This window comes from Rubricoccus marinus, from assembly GCF_002257665.1.
Classification (GTDB): Bacteria; Bacteroidota; Rhodothermia; order Rhodothermales; family Rubricoccaceae; genus Rubricoccus; species Rubricoccus marinus.
The window spans coordinates 1,844,167-1,862,308 of the sequence record NZ_MQWB01000001.1 but is presented as its reverse complement, the minus strand read 5'-3'; the positions used below and the strand labels follow the sequence as shown (position 1 = coordinate 1,862,308).

Here is an 18,142-nt window from a genome sequence, read left to right as displayed (position 1 = left end):
CCGCCTCCCCATGCATCGTCTCGCGTCTCTCGCTTTCGCACTCCTCCTCGCGGTGGCGCCTCTGGCGGCCGTGAGCGCGCAGGACCTGGAAGCGGACCCGCTCCAGTCTGAACTCCAAGACCCGACGCCAGAGGCCGAGCTCTCGGACCCGGCGCCGGAGACCGTCCCGGAGGCAGATGACGCGTCGATCCCAGTCGAGGAAGAGCTGGAGGAGGTCGTGCCCGGCGCGCACGGCGGCGAAGCAGCGCACGAAGGCAGCGAACACGCCGAAGAAGGCGGCCACGGCGACCCGCCACCGATCTGGCTCGTGATCCCGTTTGTGGTTCTGCTGCTGATGATCGCGACGGGGCCGCTGTTCTACCCGCACTTCTGGCACCACCACTACCCGAAGGTTGCCATCGCGCTCGGCGCCATCGTCGCCGCGTACTACCTCATCGGAATGGGGGAGGTGACGCCGATTGAGCACGCCGCGATGGAGTACTTCTCCTTTATCGCGCTTCTGGGCTCGCTCTTCGTCGCCAGCGGCTGCATCCTGATCAAGACGGACTTCGCCGGTACGCCCCGCGCGAACGCGATCCTGCTCTTCGTGGGAGGCGTGATCTCCAACTTTATTGGGACGACTGGCGCTTCGATGCTGCTGATCCGGCCGTATATGCGTCTCAACGCTGGGCGCTTGAAGCCGTACCACATCATCTTCTTCATCTTTATCGTCTCCAACATCGGAGGCGCATTGACGCCGATTGGTGACCCGCCGCTGTTCCTGGGCTTCTTGCGCGGCGTCCCGTTCTTCTGGACGGTCGTCAACCTGTGGCAGATCTGGCTCCCGACCATCCTGCTCATCCTGGCGGTCTTCTACGTGATCGACAGCCGCAACAAGGAGGAGAGCATTCGCGAGGAGGCCGAAGACGTCGGGATCGACGTGGAGCCGGGCGAGATCCCGGGCCGTGCCGTGGCGCCAGAGGCCCCGGGCATCGAGTCCGCGCCCGTGCACACGCGCAAGCGGCTGACCATCGAGGGCAAGGCGGGCTTCGCCTGGCTCGCGATCATCATCGGCTCGGTCTTCCTCGATCCGAACATCATGGAGTGGATGCAGGGGACGGTCCTGGACCTCCACGGGCAGTTCCACGTGCCGTTCGGCATCCGCGAGGTGATCATGTTCGCGGTCTGCTACTTCGCGTACAAGACGGCCAAGCCGCACGTCCTGGCAGGCAACGACTTCAACTTCGAGCCCATCAAGGAGGTCGGCTACCTCTTCATCGGCATCTTCCTGACGATGCAGCCGGCGCTGACGCTCATCGGCTCGTTTGCGGCCAACAACGCGGGCTCGCTCGGCGTGACGCAGTTCTACTTCGGAACGGGCATCCTTTCCGGCGTTCTGGACAACGCGCCGACCTACGTCAGCTTCCTGTCCGCCGCGATGGGCAAGTTCGGGTCCAGCATCGAGAACCGCGACATGGTGGAGGCCTTCGCATTGGGCACGAACGTGCCTGCCGAGACCTTCTACCTCGAAGCGATCTCGATCGCCGCCGTCTTCTTCGGCGCGCTGACCTACATCGGCAACGGCCCCAACTTCATGGTGAAGGCGATCGCCGAGTCCTCTGGCGTAGAGACACCGTCGTTCGTGACGTACATCGTCAAGTACTCGCTGCCGATCCTGATCCCGATCTACATCCTGGTCTGGTTCGTCTTCTTCAGCGGCATGGTCATCCCTCATCCTCCGGACGCCGCTGGCGCCGAGGCGCTGTCCATGATGATCCCCTAAACCATGCCCGCACGCGACGCGCTCACCGATAAGCAGATCGACGCGGCTCTCCCCGAGGGCTGGCGCCGGATCCAGGCCGAGATCGGCAACCGGATCTCCCGCGAGTTCCGGTTCGCCAACTTCCGCACCGCGATGGGTTTCATCGTCCGCGTCGGCTTCGAGGCGGAAGCGATGGACCACCACCCAGAGCTTTTCAACGTGTACGACCGCGTGGCCGTCGCGCTGACGACCCACGACGCCGGCGACCGCGTGACTGAGACTGACCTCGAACTCGCCCGCCGCATCGACGCCCTCGCCGACTAGGGCTATCCCGCCTCTGGCGCCAGAGGCGCACCCCACCGGCCATCTGGCTGGTTCTCCCGTTCACTCCGCTCGATGTACGACTCCCTCTTTCTCGACACAGGCCGCGTGCTGCCCATCTTCATCGTGGCAGCGATGGGCATTGCCGTCGTCCTGGTGGACGCGTTCCGCAACGACAGCCCTTCGATCCCGATCCTCTCCGCGATCGGCATCGTGGCGGCGTTCGCGCTTGAGGGCATGCGGCTCTTCGACCCGACGACGGCGTTCTACGGTCAGGTCTACAGCGGCGGCGCGGCCTCGTTCGCCAACATGGTGATCCTGCTCGGAGCCCTCGGCTCGGTCGCGCTATCGGTCCCGTACCTCAAAAGCGTCGGGCGCAACTACGGCGAGGTCCACGCGCTGATGCTGTTCGCCACGGCGGGCATGATGACGTTGGCGAGCGCAGGCAGCCTGGTTACGCTGTTCGTCGGGCTCGAGACGATGTCCGTGTGTCTGTACGTCATCACGGGCCTGGCGCGTGAGGAGAAGACGGCCAACGAGAGCGCCCTCAAGTACTTCCTGCTCGGCGCTTTCTCAACGGGCTTCTTCCTGTACGGGATCGCGCTGCTCTACGGCGCAACCGGCACGATGATCTTCAGTGAGATGGGCGTCGGCCTCGCGGCCACAGGCCGGACGGGCATCTTCGTTGTAGGCGTGGGCTTGCTCCTGATCGGCTTCCTGTTCAAGGTGAGCGCGGTCCCGTTCCACATGTGGACGCCGGACGTGTATCAAGGGTCGCCGACCACGCTGACCGGCTTTATGTCGACGGCGTCGAAGGCTGCGGCGTTTGCAGCGCTGATCGTCGTGCTCGCGCGGGCTCTTCCGTTCGACATGGTGGTCGGCGAGATCCAGTTCGCACTCGCGGCGGTCGCGGCGGTCACGATGATCGTGGGGAACGTGATCGCGCTGGTCCAGACCAACGTGAAGCGCATGCTGGCGTACAGCTCCATCGCGCACGCGGGCTACATCATCGCCGGCTTGGCTGCTGGCTCGCCAGAGGGATACGGCGGCGCGATGTTCTACCTCCTCGCGTACACGCTCATGAACCTCGGCGCGTTCGGCGTGATTGCCGCGCTAGAGTGGGATGGCGAGCAGGGCGCGGAGCAGACGCTGGACTCCCTTTCGGGCTCTGGCTACCGCTACCCCATCCTCGGCGTCACGATGGGGGTCTTTATGTTCGCGCTGATCGGCTTCCCGACCCTCGCGGGCTTTATGGGGAAATGGTTCGTGCTGGGCGCGGCCGTGGACGCGGGGATGACGTGGCTCGCCATTGTGGGCGTGATCGCATCGATGATCTCTGCGTTCTACTACCTCCGCGTGCTCGTCGTGATGTGGATGCGCTCGTCAGACGAGGCGCCAGAGGCCTCCCATAACAACGCTGCCCTGACGACCTCGACCTCGGCGGTTCTCGTGGCGTGCGCCGTGCTGCTGATCGTCCTGGGCGTCGTCCCCGGCGCGGTGATCGGAACGGCGGAGGGCTTCTTCGACGGTCTTATCCAGTTCGCGTCGCTCCGGTAGAGGCGTGAACTCCCTCATCCGCGAGTACCTCCCGAACGCGCCAGACCTGGGGCTTTTTGTGGCCCCGGATATCCCGGAGGGGAAGGTCCGTGCCGCGATCTCGGACTACGCGGAAGGCGTGGCCTCTGGCGACGTGCTCGCGCTCTACGACGCCACGCGTCTTGGCTCGGCACGGGACGGCGCGCTGTTTCTCGCCGACCGGCTCGTCTTCCAGAACAACGACCTCCAGACGCCCCGGGCGATCCGCTACGAGGACATCGTCGGCGTGCGTGTCAAGCGGCAGCTTCTGGGCGGCAAGAAGGTGGAGCTAGAGGTCAACCGTGGACGGGCGACGATCACGGAGACGCTGGACTTTTCCGCCCAGGCGGGCGCCGCGGAGTTCGTGGATCGCTTTCTCCGCGAGGCCATGCTGCGGAGCGCGAGTGCGCCCACGCCAGAGGCCTCTGGCGAGACCGACGTGGACGCCGTTGTGCGCGCGCTGGATCGGCTCGTCACCGAGGGGGCGTTGACGCCGGGGGACCGGCGCAAGCTGCTCGACGCATTGCTTTAAACGCCTCTGGCGCCAGAGACTCAGATCCTGACGTCTCCAGCGACGTCGCCGACGGTGGCGCCGGAGAGCAGTTTCAGGCTGGCAGGCTCGGCTCGCTTCTGTAAGAGCTCCAACGAATGGTAGACGAGGTCACCCATCGTGAGTGCTTGGGTAAAGGCGTCATCGTGGTAGTGCCTCGCGAGAGCTGCTCCCAACTCGCGGACGTTGGAGGGATCGGAAATCAGATCCTCCCTCATCACATCCATGAGCGCGCGGTAGCGGGCCTGCGAAACGCGCAAGCGGCCCGCGATCAACGCGCGCTCCTCGCGCTGGTACTGATCCACTGTGGTCTCCGTCAGGTGCTTCAGGCCGAAGGCGATCACGGCGTTGTTCTGCGGGAAGAACTGCGGCAGGTACACCCGGCGCGTGGGGTGATGGCTTTGCTGGTCGAAGTCGATGGGCCGCATGCGGTAGTGCAGCTTCTCGAAGTCCGGCGTCACGTCCATGACCCAGTTGCCGGCGTGCATGTCGCCGAGCAGGCGGACAAAGCACCGCTCGTTGAACTTGACGAACTCCTTCGCGAGGCGCACCTGGTCGAACCGCCCAGAGGGGAGAGCGTCGCGGATAAAGGCATCGCCCGGAAGGCCTACCACATGCTCCTCTACGAGCGTCTGTTCCCGAACCGAGGGGCCGTCAATGCGGACGTAGAAGTTGATGCGGTTGGGTGAGAGGACGTGCTCCAGGTCCAGCCCGTAGACGCGGTTGGCGTCGGCGCGTTTGACATAGAAGTAGTCGAAGTTCTCGTTCAACCGGTTGACGATCCGGACGCGTAGCGGGAGCGTGTTGCCGTAGTGGCACAGGTCCACGCGGTCGATGTACAGGTGCTCGACGGTCGAGAGGTCGCCGTCCGACTTCAGGAGCGCGTAGGTCGCGCGCAGCGCGTCGTGGATCTCGGCCTGCTCGGAGGGACCGTAATAAACCGTGCTCCAAAGGGTGTCCCCACCCAGTTCGTCGTACAGCGGGATCTGGCCCGCGAACCGCATGAGGTCATCGTACGTGACGCCTCTGGCGCCAGAGGCGCGCGAGTCCGTCGCCAAGCGGCCGTACGAGCCCAAGTAATCGGCGAGGTAGTCGCTGACGGGGTACGTCGGCTTCTTGCGCGAGATCAGATTGCGGCGGGGCTCCACGGCGGGCGAAATAGCAGGTGGGGGCCTCTGGCGCCAGAGGCCGTTCGTCAGGCGGTGACGGTCCGGGCGTCCATCACCCGCTGGTAGTGCGCCTCGTACTGCGGAACGATCTGGTCGAGCTCGAACTCGCTGACGGCGCGCTCGCGCGCGGCGCGTGCCATGCGGGCATGGAGTTCGGGGTCGGTGAGGATCCGCCGCGAGGCTTCGGTCATGCCGTCCACGTCCGCCAGAGGCCGCAGGAAGCCGGTCACGCCGTCGAGGTTGAGCTCGGGCAGGCCGCCGATATCGGAGGAGACGACGGGGACGCCGCACGCCATGGCCTCCAATGCGGCTAGGCCGAACGTCTCGCTCGCGGACGGCATCAGGAACAGGTCCGCGATCGAGAGGATCTCCTCGACCGGCTCTTGCTTGCCGATAAACCGCACGTCGTTCCACACGCCGGCCTCTCGCGCACGGACCTCGGAGGCTGCGCGGTCGGGTCCATCGCCTACCATAAGGAGCTTGACGCCGCCAGGCTGCCCGTGCTTGGGATGCCCTTCGGGCCAGACTCCGGATTCGTGGAGGCGCGAGAACACCTCGACCACGTCCGTCGCGCGTTTGACCTTGCGGAAGTTGCTCACGTGGACCAACAGCTTCTCGCCGTCGGGCGCGATGGCGCGCTTGAAGTGGTCCTTGGGGTGCCGTTGAAAGCGCTCCGTGTCGATAAAGTTGGGGATCACCTCGATCTCCTGCGAGATGTCGAACGAGGAGCACGTCTCGCGGCGGAGCCAGTCGCTGACCGCCGTGACGCCGTCACTCGCGTCGATTGCGTGCTCGACGACGGGCTTAAAGCTGGGGTCCTTGCCGACAATCGTGATATCGGTGCCGTGGAGCGTTGTGACCACTGGCACGTCGTGACCAGAGCTTTCCAGGATCTGGCGGGCCAGAACCGCGCTCGTGGCATGAGGGATCGCGTAGTGGACGTGCAGGAGGTCCAGTCCCTCGTGCTTGACCACGTCGATCATCTTGCTCGCGAGCGCCAGCGCGTACGGCGGGTACTCGAAAAGCGGGTACGTGTTGACCCGAACCTCATGGAAATACAGGTTTTCCGCGACGTGCTCCAGCCGTAGCGGCAGTGCGTAAGCGATAAAGTGGACCGTATGGCCTCTGGCGGCGAGCGCTTTGCCCAACTCGGTGGCGACGACGCCGGAGCCGCCGAACGTGGGATAGCAAGTAATGCCGATGGTCATACGGAGCGGGAGGGGTGAACCAGTAGCACGAGGACAGGTCGCGAACGCTTGCACCCCCACGCGGTTGCCTCTGGCGGCGGATGCGCACGCACGCTGGCAGAGCCGCCAGAGACCCGAACACAAAAAGCCTCTGGCGCGAGGGGCGCCAGAGGCTTCAGAAGTCGTCCGAGGGCGTTTTTAGATCGCCATCTTGCGGAGTTCGACGAGAAGCCGGACATCGGCCCGCGTGATGCCGCGGTAATCATCCGAGAGATCTTCGAGGTTGACGCCCTCCAGGAAGATGTCCGCCTCCATGCGCCGGCCGTCGGCGTCGAACGTGATCGAGCGGGGCATGAGCACGTCGCGGCCGAGGTCGCCCAGGTCGCTGAACTCGATGCGTACCTCGCGGCCACGGATGACGTAGGAGCCCGACGCGAGCGTTCCGTCGACTCGCTCGCCACGGAGGCGCTCCACGCGGGCTTCGCCGGCCTCGTTGAGAACGAGCGTTACGTCGCGAGGGAGTTCGCGGCCCCGGAGGTTTTTCGAGTCCACAGACCCCGCGGTGGGTTCGACGGAGTACTCGGTGAACTCGTAGCGGCCCGCGACTTCGATGGCGGTGAGATCCCGCGCGCCGCCGAAGAGGCCGCAACCCGTGATGAGAACGGCGGAGAGCAGAAAGAGAGGGAAAACGCGCATCAGAGAGGCGGGAGAAAAGAGAAAGGCCTCTGGCGCCGGTTGAGCGCCAGAGGCCAGAAGGTTAGAACCGCAGGATCGCCGCGGCTGGCCCGTGGGCGCTCAGCGCGCTCTTGGCGGCCTCGCTGCGCACGAGCTCAAGCGTCGCGCCCTGTGCCATCGCGCTGTCCAGCATGGCCTCGATAAGGTCGGACTCGCGCTCGATCGTGCCGCCTGTGGCCTCGTAGGTGCCCTCGGTTTGCGTCGTGAGCATGCCGCTGTCCGGGTCGATGCCGCCGGCCATCCGGGCCTCGTCGTCCACGACGAGCGTCATCACGCGCTGCTGGTTGAGCATGTCCAGCGTGTCGTCCAGACCGGCTACGGCGCGGGAGGAGAGAAGCTCTTGGACCTTCTCGATGGTCTCCATCTCCTCGCGGGCTTCCACCTGGCGCTGTGCCGTGTTCGCGGCCTCGGCGACTTCCGACGTGGAGGCGTTGACCTCGCACGCAAAGCTCTCCGACACCTTCAGGCGGGTCTTCTGATCCATCGCGTCGAGGAAGTCCTTTTCCATGTCGGAAGCGCAGGAGTAGACCACGTGACGTGCGTCCATCTGCTCCGCGATAAGGGCGAGGGCGTGCGCGCTCTTCTGCGCCTGATCCTTTTTGAGCTCCGCCTTCATGTCTTGGCGCTGGTCCTTGGAGGCGAAGTCCGTGATCTCCAACTCCTCGCCAGCGAGGTCGAAGACCTCCTCGACCAGACCAATCTGGGAGAAGAAGAAGCGGCTCTTGTGCGCCGAAACGAGCGCGATCACAAATCGGTCGTTCTCGTCGCGGATGCGCGCGAGAGGCCGGATGTACGGCTCGCGGCCGACTTGGACGACGTTCGGGAGAGCGATGGCGGTACCCAACTGCTCGAACAGCCCGAGCTCCTGGCAGAGGAAAAACGCGACGCCGCGGCCCGTGCGGGGGATGCTCTCGCGGAGAGCCGCTTCCACGCGGTCCATCTCAGCACTCACCGCCTTCGCGTGGTCGCCAGAGGCATCCGCCGCCTTCTGGCGCAGATCCTTCAGGGCGATCTCCCACGAGTCACCGACACGCATCTCTGGCGTGAGCTCCATAAAGACGCTCACGATGGGCGCGCCTTCGGAGCGGGCCTCGTTGAGGCGCTGGATGTGGTCGGAGGAGAGGAAGTGGAAACCGGGCGTGGACGTACGGCGGCGAAGCTCTGCGAGGAGGGCGTCGCGGGAATCGGCTGAAAGGGCGCTCATAGAAGAGGGTGTGGGAGGGGAGAGGGCGAGTCCGCGCTAGCGCACGGGGTCGCCGGTGTACGAATCGCGAGCGTCGCTCGGATCCTCGGAAAGCGGGGAGTTGCTCAGCCTCTGGCGGACCGAGGCCCGGGCGAGGTTGAGCGTTTCGGCCGTGTCATGGAGAGACGCGTCCAGAATCTGGGAGACCTCCGAAATGGTCAGGTCCAACTCATCGTGGAGGAGAACCACGTGCTGGCCATCTACCGACATGCCGGAAGCCGCAAGGGCCCGGCTCTCGCGGTCGGTGAGCGGCTCGTGGCCGTTTGGATCGAACTCCACGTCGATGGGCTCCGATCCAGCGATGAGATCACCGTAGGTGACCACCTCGAACGGCTGGCGGAACTCATAGGACGTATCGCCGCTGGCGTCCTCCTCCGAGGAGGAGGGGGCGAGTTCGTCCAGCGAGAGCGCCTTCCGGTCTGAGTACCGGTGTTCCTCGCGCATCACGCGAGCCAGGGCGCGGTGTTGGACTCCCAACAGCCATGCGCGGAACCCCATGCGCTCTGCGTTGAACCCCTCGCGGTGCTCGTAGGCCCGAACAAGGGTTTCACCGACCAACTCGGTCGGGTTCAGGGTCGATTCGGCGAGGTCGCCAGAGGCCCGGTAGAGCTCGACCTGCCGTTCGGCGGCGGCGAGAAGCTCGTCGTGGAACGAGGCCACGGCGGTCTCGAAGGCGTCGCGGTCCCCACCGACTGCGCGGAGCCAGACGGCATCGTCGAACACTTCGGAGTCGGCGTGGACGGGAGGCATGGGGCAGGCTAGAGGTGTGCCCCTCTAATCCCGCCGGCCTTCCAAGGATCCGAGCGCGGACGCGGAATGCGGAGGGCGCCCGTCGCCAGAGGCCTCTGGCGACGACAGGCGCGTGGTCCTCCCAAGCTTACTCGGCGAGCGTGACGACGAGCGGGAAGTGGTCGCTGACCTCGCGCGGGTCATGGACGGGCGCGTAGCGCACCTCGCGCAAACGGGAGTACAGACCGGGAGAAAGGAGGATGTGGTCGATGGCGGAGAGCTCGCCCTCCTCAATCACGTCGTTGTTGTTGCGGTCGTAGAGCGAGGTGAAGCGCTCGGCCTGAGGCACTTCGGCCATAGCGTTACGGAGGTCGTCGTCCGGGCTGGGACCGGCGCGCTTGATCCGGGCCATAACGTCGGTCACGGGCACGCTCCCGGCGCGGTCGAGCGTCTCGTCGTCGAAGTCGTTGAAGTCGCCCAAGACCACGACCTCACGGCCCATCGCCATCTCTGCCTCGACGAGTTGGCGGATCACCTCAGCCTGCGTCTCGCGGCGGGGGGCGCGCTCGGCATCGAGCGGGCGGGCCAGGAAGTGCACGCCGATCAGCGTGACCGGCCGGCCGGCGATCGTGAGGCGCGCCCACATGTTCTTAGAGACCCCGTAGCGCTGGTCGCTCACGCCGACGGGGAGACGAACGTCCGTCCGGCCGACTTCATCGACGGGGATGTTAGAGAGCAGCCCGATGTTCTGCCCGGTAAAGGAGTCCTGACCGGGCACGAGGTACGCGCTGTATCCCAGGTCCGAGAGCGACTCCTCGATCATCATCTCCAGCACATCCACGTTCTCCGTTTCCGGAATGACGACGATGTCCGCGTCGATCGCGCGGATGCTTCTGGCGACGGCGTCCCGGTGCGCACGCGACTTCGCCGGGTCCCCTTTCCACTCAAACGAGATCACCGCGTCCCCCTCGTCTCCCACGCCATCGAACAGGAACTCGCCGTTGAACGCGGCAATGCGGATGCCGTCCGTGCGCCAGTCCACCGTCTCCACAACGCGGAACGGAGGTGGTGCGCCAGAGGCTGCATCACCGGAAGCCGCGTCGCCGCTGGCGGGAACGCCGCCAGAGCAGGCGGCGAGAAGAAGGGCAAGAAGGAGAGAGAGGCGTGTCATGGGGCGGTAAACAGAGGACGCCCTGCCACGAGGGTGTAGCAGGGCGTCGGAAGATCGGAACGGAGCGCGGGGTTAGCCCAGGACGACCGTTGCGATGCTGGAGTAAAAGCGAAAGCGGCGGGGATCCGGGCGGAAGCGCACCGGCTGCACAGGCTTCTTACCCACGGCCCACGCGGGCGTGCGGCCTCCTACCATCGAACGCTCACTGTAGAAGTGGCGCGTGGTCTCGTCGAAAGGACGCTCATCCGCAGACGAGTAGTAGACCTTGTGCGCGACCTGGAGAGCCTTCTGCCATCCTGCGGCATCCGAGTTCTCGTCGAGCGTGGAGTACAGGCGACGCTTGGCGCTGCCTGGGTTGAAGGCGCTGAACTGGTAAGGGTCCAAGACCGTGCCCTCGTACGTGCGAGCGCCTCGGTACCCGGTCTCAACGCGGTTGCGGATCACCCACGCGACCAGCTCCTGCTCAGCAGGGCGTTTGGTCTCGGAGTAGATGCAGCGCGCGAGCCAGAGTACGTCCTCGCTGACGTTGTCCTGCATAAATGGCGGGACGACGTGGGCGACGGTCATGACGGGGTTCTGGTTCGTAGCCACTTCCTTCGCAGACATCGACGCAAAGCCGAACGCGATCAGCGGAAGAAGGGCTGCCAACAGCACGGAAAGTGCAGTAGCCGCTTTCTGCGGGGGGACGAACATAGAGCGATGGGGAAGGTGAGAGGTCGGCGCTCAGGGCGCCACTACTACCCGCGTTGCGAGAACCCGGCCAAACAGCGGCTGTCTCGTGAAGCAAGCGGGAAGAGATAGAGAAGGGGGCGATTCTGGCGCCTCAACACCAGTATCGGGAGCCCCCGTGAAGCCTCTGGCGAGGGCACACGAGGAGAACCCGAGGTCTGAATGACGTTCTGGCGAAGCCCGCGCCCGGACTGTCTACGCCAACGGTCAGGTGTTCTCTTTACCGGACACGCCCGCCGCCCATGCTCCACATCGTCGCCGACGCCAACATCCCGCACGCCCGCGAGGCGTTCTCGCGCTACGGCACCGTTACGGCCCTTCCGGGGCGCGAGATCACGCCAGAGGCGCTCTCTGGCGCGAATGTGCTCCTCGTGCGAAGCGTCACGCCCGTTTCGCCGTCCACCCTTGTGGGCACCCCCGTTCGGTTCGTGGCGAGCGCGACCGCCGGGATGGACCACGTCGCGGCCGGGCCTCTGGCGCGAGAGGGGATCGGGGTTGCGCACGCGCCGGGCTCAAATGCGGCGTCCGTCGTGGACTGGGTGGTGGCGGCGCTGCTGCGGATCGCGGCAGAGAAGCACGTTGGGCTAGAAGGCAAAACGCTCGGGGTCGTCGGGGTGGGGGCCGTTGGCGGCCGGCTCGCGGACCGCGCTCGCGCGCTCGGCGTGCGCGTGCTCCGCTGTGACCCACCACGCGCCGAGCGTGGCGACCCCGGCCCGTGGGTGCCTCTGGCGACGCTTCTCGATGCGTCCGACATCGTGACGGTCCACACGCCTCTGGCGCGAGAGGCGCCCCACGCGACCCTGCACCTTCTCGGGGCGGCCAAACTCGGCGCCATGCGCGACGGTGCGTGGCTGGTCAACGCCGCCAGAGGCCCGGTGGTAGACGGCGACGCGCTGTTCCGTGCGCTCGCCTCGGGTCGCCTCGGTGCGACGGCACTGGACGTATGGGAAGGCGAGCCGGTGCCTAACACGTCGCTGGCCTCTCGCGTGGACATCGCCACGCCGCATATCGCTGGGTACGCCTTCGACGGGAAAATCCGGGGGACCGTGATGGTGGAGGCCGCCCTTCGCGAGTGGCTGTCAACCCAGGGCCACCCGCTCCCCGAGCCGTGGGATCCCGAGTCCGCGCTCGCGCCAGAGGCCCCACTTGTTGTAGACGCGCCTCTGGCGCCCGTTGACACTCCAGAGGCGCGTGCGGCGTGGCTGGACGCACTCGTTCGTCAGGCCTACGACATCCGCGCCGATGACCGTCGCTTTCGGGGCGCCGTCGTCACCATGCCCGATCCCGACCGGCGGGCCGTAGCCTTTGCCGAGCTTCGCCGCACGTACCCGGTACGGCGCGAGTGGAGCCGGTACCGCGTGCGCGGGCACGTTCCCGAGCCGCTCGTCCCCGCCGTTACCCGAGGACTGGGCATGGCGCTGGACACGCCTGGAGACCGCTAGCCTCTGGCGAACAGACGCGGCGCCGCAGCCGCGGCGCCAGAGGCCTCAGCCGTAGCCGTACTCGCGGAGATGGCCCTCGCGGTTGCGCCAATCCGACCGCGTCTTGACGTGCAACTGGAGATAGACCGGGCGGCCGAGGAAGTCCTCGATCTCGCGCCGCGCGGCCTGGCCGAGCCGCTTGAGCGCCTGCCCGCCCTTGCCGATCAGGATGCCCTTCTGGCTGTCCCGCTCCACCACGATGTCGCACGCGATGTAGTCCTTTTCCCGCTCGCGCTCGTCGAACTGCACGACGACGACGGACGTGGAGTAGGGGACCTCGTCGCGGAACAGGTTGAAAACGGCCTCGCGGACAATCTCCGAGACGAAAAAGCGCTCCGGGTGCTCAGAGATCTGATCCGCCGGATAGTAGGGCGGGCCCTCCGGGATGCGCGCCAGGATCAGGCTCAGGAGGTTGTCCGTGCCCTTGCCGTTGAGCGCGGAAATGGGGACGACCTCCTCAAAGTCGTGCCTCTGGCGGTAGAGGTCCACGAGCGGGAGCGCGTCGTCGCGCATGGGGAGGAGGTCCACCTTGTTGAGCGCGAGGATGGAGTGCCCGGAAAAGCCGTCCAGCTTCTGGAGCGCAGCCTCGGCGTCGTGCGAGATGTGTCCCTGCGTCGCGTCGGCGAGGAAGACGGCCACGTCCGCATCGCGGAGCGCGCGGTCCACGTCGCGCATCATGTAGTCGTGGAGCCGGTACTTGGGCCGCACCACGCCGGGCGTGTCCAGGAAGACGACCTGATGCGGGGCATTCCCGTCCGAGCCGTCGCTGGAGAGGATGCCGAGCACGCGGTTTCGCGTCGTGCTCGGGCGCGGCGTGACGATCGACAGCTTGGTGCCCAGCACGCGGTTCAGCAGCGTGGACTTCCCCACGTTGGGCGCGCCCACGAGCGCGGCGTATCCGGACTTGTGGCCTTCGGGGACGGGCTCGAACAGCAACGCCGGCGCGTCGCCAGAGGCCTCATCCGGGTGCGCCTCTGGCGCGCTCGGCGCAGGGCGCGAGTCGTCGGGGGCGTCACCGGAAGCGATGTAGGGGGCGTCGCCGGAAGGCGTCGAGTCGAGATCGGTCATAAGCAGGGGGGCGGGCGTCAAATACGACGCGCGCCCCCCGGGGTTCTTGGAGACTCGGCGCGGCCTCTGGCGCCAGAGCCGTTCTACGAGTTGGCAGTTCTGCGCCTAAAGGCTACGAATCAGTGGTAGGTAACCCATTAAGCGCGCAGCTCCCGAGCCTGCAGCCGTGCGCCAGGTGATTGACGACCGATGTGCAGGAGACGTCGCGATCCTTCCAAAGACCGTTGCCTCCGGGCTTGTTACAGATGGCGATGGAGACCGGTGCCGTGAGGCAGTTCGGCGGGGCTTGCAGCGCGGCCGGCGTAGAGGCACCCGCGTTGGCAGGCGTCCCGTCGCACGCCATCAGGCGGTCTCCGTGCTGGAGGTGCATGTTGAGCGCGTCCGAGTGGATAGCGACGGTGTTGCCGCCAGAGGTCGGGTTGTGGCACACCTCGATTTTGCCGTCGGGACGCGTGGCGAGGGCGAGGCTTTGAGCGCGGGTCCGATGCGAGGTCTCGGTCCCCACGTGGATGACCTCGTTGCCGTCAAAGCCGAGGCGCTCCACGAGGTCGAGGATCGGGCGGATCTCGAACGCGATGTCGGCCTTCTTGCCTAGCTCCAGACGGGTGCCGAACAGGCCGCCGTTCTGGATCTGTGAGCGCCACGCGTCCTCTTTCGCCTGGTACTCCGTCCAGTCCTCAGCCTTCATGTGCCAGTACAGCGCGCTCTCGTACACCGTCCGGTTCGTGCTCGCCTTCTTGATGCCGACGCGCAACGCGCCGCCACGGTCGGTCCGCTCGCCGATGCAGAACGGCCACTGCCCGCACCCGCCCTGGCCGTCGAACCGGTCCTGGAGCGTCCGCAGGCTGCGGATGTCGACCGCGAAGTCGTTGAGGTCGTCGGCCGCGAACGTCCGCGTTTGGAAGCGGGCGCCGTTGGAGCCTCTGGCGTAGGCGCCGAAGCCGTCGCGGACGGCGCCGCGCTGCGGCTCGCTCATGCCGTCCACGTCCAGCGTGTAGACGCCGTAGCCGTGGCGGCCCACGTTCTGGAACTCGAGGTAGATGTCCTCGCTGCCGAGCTGATCGATCGTGTCCTCGAAGCGCGTCCAGGCCTCTTGCGAGGGGACGGCGTTGCCGCCGTTGAGGTAGGAGACGCGGCGCGTGCCGAGGTCCTCATCGAAGCGGTGCTTGTGCTGCAGCCACGGGAACGCGGTGTCGTTCCAGGGCGCGGAGGTGCCCGCGCCGCGCACGTTGCTGCTGCTGATGCCCGCCGCCACGTCGCGCCACGTGGTCACGTCCATGTGGCCGCCCGGCGGGTACGCGTGCTGAACCACGACGAGGCCGCCGGTGATCTCCACGTCGCCGTTGAGCTTCACGGGCAGGAACTGCTCCTCGTCCCGCACGATCACGATGCCGCGCCATTCGAACACGCCCTTGTCCTGCACCTCCAGGGAGCCGTCGACCACGAGCGCGCCTTCACCCCTGAAACGGGCGTTGGTCGCGATGAGGAGGTCGCCCGTGACATGCGTCACCTCGTCCTTCTCGCCGATGTTGCTCCGGTTGTTGGTCACCACGAGCGGGCCCGCGATCACGGTTTCCGGCGCCTGCGTAAGGGCCGCCTGGTAGAGGTCCTCGCCGTCCTGCACGTTGAGGTCCTCCAGCATTCCCGGCCACGAGCCGGCCGACATGCCAGCGTTGTACGCGGCGCCCGTTTTCGCGACCTCGCTTCCCAGCGAACTCTCCATCGGACCGAGCCCTGCAAGGGACTGCAGACCCAAGGCGTCGTGCTTGCGCCGGTCGAATTGCACCTTGCCGCCGGAGATCTCCGCGCTGGAGTGCGCCGAGGTCGTCACGTACGGCACGTCCAGCCAGACCGGGCCGGGGTAGTTCATCGGGTCCCACTCGTAGGTGCTCTCGATGGTGTGCGTCGCCCCCGCGTAGTCCCCCGCGACGACGAACGTGGCCCGATTCGAGGTGGATGCCGGGGAGTATTCCACACGGTACGTGCCCCCCTCGTAGCTCTCCGTCTTGTCCGACGCGGCTTTAAAGCCGGCGTCTCCAATGATGGAGGCGAGGACAACGGCGTGGCCGCTCTCCGCGATCTGGCGCGAGAGGAGGTCCGCATGCTGCTCCCGCAGTCCCTTTTCGCTTTCGCCCGCGAGTTGCCGCGTGCTCAGCGTGAGAAGCGAGCCCCCAAGAATGGTGGCGCCGACGAGGAGGAGTGTAAGCTTGCCCATGTGGAGGGGGAGCGTGGGGTGTGTGGGTGAGTGGCCGAAGCGCCAGAGGCGCTCCAGTCACGCACCGAGGGTATCGTCGCGTTCGATGCGCGACGTAAGCGCGGGCGCCATGAGAGCCGCCAGAGGCCTCTGGCGAAAAGGCGCCCGTGCCGTCATAGTCCGTTGAGTGCGCAGCTTCCCAGCTTGCACCCGTGCGCGAGGTGGTTCGCGACGGACGAGCAGGAAACCGTACGGTCTCGCCATTGCCCGTTTCCGCCGGGCTTGTTGCAGATCTGAATCGTAGCCGGCGACAGTAGGCAGTTCGGTGGAGTTTGAAGCGGAGCCGGCGTGGACGCGCCGGACGCTGCTGGCGTACCGTCGCAGTTCTTTAGGCGGTCTCCGTGGCGGAGGTGAGCGTCCAGCGCTTTGGGATTCAGAGCCAGCGTATTCCCGCCAGAGGTCGGGTTGTGGCACACCTCGATCTTGCCGTCGGCGCGCGTCGCGGCTGCCAGGTTTTGAGCGCGCGTGGCGTGATCTGCGAATGAGCCGACGTGGATGACCTCGTTGCCGTCGAAGTCCAGCCGGTCCGCCAAGTCCAGGATGGGACCGAGCGAGTAGTCGATCTCGACGTCGGGGCCGAACTCGAGGCGGGTCCCGAACAGGCCGCCGCTCTGGATCTGAGCGCGCCAGTTGGCGATCCGGGTCTGGTACTCCGCCTCCTCGTCGGCGCGCATATGCCAGTAAATGCCGGTCTCGTACGCGACCTGGCTGGACGCCGCCCGGCGGATGCGGACGCGGAGCACGCCTCCGCGGTCCCAGCGGTCGCCCAGGCAGCGAGGCCATTGGCGCGTGACCGAGCACCCATCCACGCCGTCGAACCGGGCGCGCAGCCCTTGGAGGCTCTTGATGTCCACCACGAAGTCCTTCAGGTCTTTCGCCTTAAAGGTGTTGGTCCGGTGGCGGTTGGCCGCCGTGCTGAACTCTCCGAAGCCTCCCATCACGCTGCCAGAGTGCGTCTTGCTCTCGCCGTTGACGGCGAGGGTGTACTGGCCGTAGCCGTGCTGGCTCGCGTTCTCGAACTCCAGGTAGATCTCCTCATTCCCCAGACGCTTGATGGTGTCGTGGAAGAGGGTCACGGCCTCCTGGGTGGGGACCGCCGCACCCTTCTCGACGAACGCGATCCGCCGCGTGCCGAAGTCGATGTCGAAGCGGTGCTTGTGCTGCTTGAACGGCATGCCCGACCACGGGAAAACCGAGGGCTCGCCCTGGATGTTCGTGGCGCCGAGCCCTTTCGAGAGGTCCCGCCACGTGGTCACGTCCATGTGGCCGCCCGGCGGGTACGCGTTCTGCACCACGACGATGCCGCCCGTCACCTTGACGTCTCCCTTGAGGCGGATCGGCATGTACTGCTGCTCGCTGCGGACGATGACGATGCCGCGCCACTTCATCTTGCCACCTGGGGCGACGCTGAGCAACCCGTCGATCACGAGCGCGCCTTCGCCCTCGAAACGTCCGCCGCTGGCGATGTCGAGATCGCCAGTCACGTGCGTGACCTCGTTCTCGTTGCCGACGCCGCTGCGGGTGACCGAAAGCGCCAGAGGCCCCGGAATGGTGGTCTCGGGCGTTTTGGCGAGGGCCTGCTGGTAGAGGCCTTCGCCGCTGGAGACGTTCAGGTCTTCGAGCAGTCCTTCCCACGATCCCGCGGGCAGGCTGGAGTCAAAGCCGGAGTCGGTCGCTCCAAACGCTGCGTTCAGGCCAGACTCCATCGTGCGCAGCGATGCGAGGCCTTCAAGACCGAACTCGTCGTGCTTGCGGCGGTCGAACTGCACGTCCAGGTTGGCGGGGCCGCCGGTCACGCTCGCGCCAGAGGCCACCTCTGCGGAGGCGTAGGGCACATCCAGCCAGACGGGGCCGGGGTAGTCCACGGGATCCCACTCGTAGGTGCTCCGGATGGTGTGCGTGGCGCCCGCGTAGTCGGAGTGCACCGCGAACGTAGCACGAAGCGGCGTCGATGCCGGGTCGTACTCCACGCGGTAGGTCCCGCCGTCGTACTCGCGGGTCGCGCCGGCCACAGGCTGAAACCCGTCGGTGCCGATAATGGAGGCCAGGACCAGCGCGTGACCGCTTTCTGCGATCTGGCGCGTGACGAGGTCCGCCTGATCAGCGCGTGAGTCCGCCTCGCCTTCGGCGGCGAGTTGACGCGTGCTGTAGGTGAGGAGGGAGCCGCCCAAAATGGCAGCGCCAACAAG

The 18,142-nt window shown here is 66.4% G+C and carries 15 protein-coding genes; 5 read left to right on the top strand and 10 right to left on the bottom strand.

Annotated features, from left to right (window positions below; all coding sequences use genetic code 11):
• The first annotated feature begins 10 nt into the window (after positions 1-10).
• The 4 genes from BSZ36_RS07805 to BSZ36_RS07790 all read left to right on the top strand — a co-directional run bounded on the left by BSZ36_RS07805 (position 11) and on the right by BSZ36_RS07790 (position 4,169).
• Entirely contained in the window at positions 11-1,762 is a 1,752-nt protein-coding gene (locus BSZ36_RS07805) for a sodium:proton antiporter (RefSeq protein WP_094547608.1), read from the top strand.
• 3 nt (positions 1,763-1,765) lie between these two features.
• Positions 1,766-2,065 (top strand): 4a-hydroxytetrahydrobiopterin dehydratase, encoded by a 300-nt coding sequence (locus BSZ36_RS07800; RefSeq protein WP_094547606.1) that lies wholly within the window; start codon positions 1,766-1,768, stop codon positions 2,063-2,065.
• Positions 2,066-2,137: 72 nt separating this feature from the next.
• Entirely contained in the window at positions 2,138-3,619 is a 1,482-nt protein-coding gene (locus BSZ36_RS07795; RefSeq protein ID WP_094547604.1) for an NADH-quinone oxidoreductase subunit N, read from the top strand.
• Positions 3,620-3,623: 4 nt separating this feature from the next.
• On the top strand, positions 3,624-4,169 hold the full coding sequence (locus BSZ36_RS07790) for a hypothetical protein (RefSeq protein ID WP_094547602.1): 546 nt from the start codon (positions 3,624-3,626) through the stop codon (positions 4,167-4,169).
• A gap of 20 nt (positions 4,170-4,189) precedes the next feature.
• Here BSZ36_RS07790 and BSZ36_RS07785 read toward each other — a convergent pair whose 3' ends face one another.
• The 7 genes from BSZ36_RS07785 to BSZ36_RS07755 form a co-directional block, all read right to left on the bottom strand.
• A complete protein-coding gene (locus tag BSZ36_RS07785; RefSeq protein WP_094547600.1) occupies positions 4,190-5,335 on the bottom strand; it encodes a hypothetical protein in 1,146 nt (381 codons plus the stop codon).
• Between the two features lie 47 nt (positions 5,336-5,382).
• Positions 5,383-6,564 carry an N-acetyl-alpha-D-glucosaminyl L-malate synthase BshA gene (gene bshA / locus BSZ36_RS07780; RefSeq protein WP_094547598.1) on the bottom strand — a complete coding sequence of 394 codons (1,182 nt, stop codon included), beginning with the start codon at positions 6,562-6,564 and terminating at the stop codon, positions 5,383-5,385.
• Between the two features lie 177 nt (positions 6,565-6,741).
• A complete protein-coding gene (locus BSZ36_RS07775) occupies positions 6,742-7,239 on the bottom strand; it encodes a hypothetical protein (RefSeq protein WP_094547596.1) in 498 nt (165 codons plus the stop codon).
• Between the two features lie 61 nt (positions 7,240-7,300).
• A complete protein-coding gene (locus BSZ36_RS07770) occupies positions 7,301-8,482 on the bottom strand; it encodes a baeRF10 domain-containing protein (RefSeq protein WP_094547594.1) in 1,182 nt (393 codons plus the stop codon).
• Positions 8,483-8,518: 36 nt separating this feature from the next.
• The gene (locus BSZ36_RS07765) at positions 8,519-9,271 is read right to left on the bottom strand and encodes an RNA polymerase sigma factor (protein ID WP_094547592.1); all 753 of its coding nucleotides are present in this window, start codon (positions 9,269-9,271) and stop codon (positions 8,519-8,521) included.
• A 127-nt stretch (positions 9,272-9,398) separates the two neighbouring features.
• Positions 9,399-10,421, bottom strand: coding sequence for an endonuclease/exonuclease/phosphatase family protein (locus tag BSZ36_RS07760; RefSeq protein WP_094547590.1), 1,023 nt, complete (start codon positions 10,419-10,421; stop codon positions 9,399-9,401).
• A 72-nt stretch (positions 10,422-10,493) separates the two neighbouring features.
• Positions 10,494-11,114: a cell wall hydrolase gene (locus tag BSZ36_RS07755; protein WP_094547588.1), complete on the bottom strand. Its 621-nt coding sequence runs from the start codon at positions 11,112-11,114 to the stop codon at positions 10,494-10,496.
• A gap of 278 nt (positions 11,115-11,392) precedes the next feature.
• Between BSZ36_RS07755 and BSZ36_RS07750 the strand changes: the two genes are divergently transcribed.
• A complete protein-coding gene (locus BSZ36_RS07750; protein WP_094547586.1) occupies positions 11,393-12,592 on the top strand; it encodes a 4-phosphoerythronate dehydrogenase in 1,200 nt (399 codons plus the stop codon).
• A 45-nt stretch (positions 12,593-12,637) separates the two neighbouring features.
• On the opposite strand, the gene era is transcribed toward BSZ36_RS07750, so the two are convergent.
• The 3 genes from era to BSZ36_RS07735 all read right to left on the bottom strand — a co-directional run.
• Complete coding sequence (gene era / locus BSZ36_RS07745; RefSeq protein WP_094547584.1) at positions 12,638-13,699, bottom strand: GTPase Era; 1,062 nt, start codon at positions 13,697-13,699, stop codon at positions 12,638-12,640.
• Between the two features lie 112 nt (positions 13,700-13,811).
• Positions 13,812-15,914, bottom strand: a complete 2,103-nt coding sequence (locus BSZ36_RS07740; RefSeq protein WP_094547582.1) for a hypothetical protein — start codon at positions 15,912-15,914, stop codon at positions 13,812-13,814.
• A 152-nt stretch (positions 15,915-16,066) separates the two neighbouring features.
• On the bottom strand, positions 16,067-18,142 hold a 2,076-nt coding region (locus tag BSZ36_RS07735; RefSeq protein WP_179271083.1), incomplete at its 5' end, for a hypothetical protein.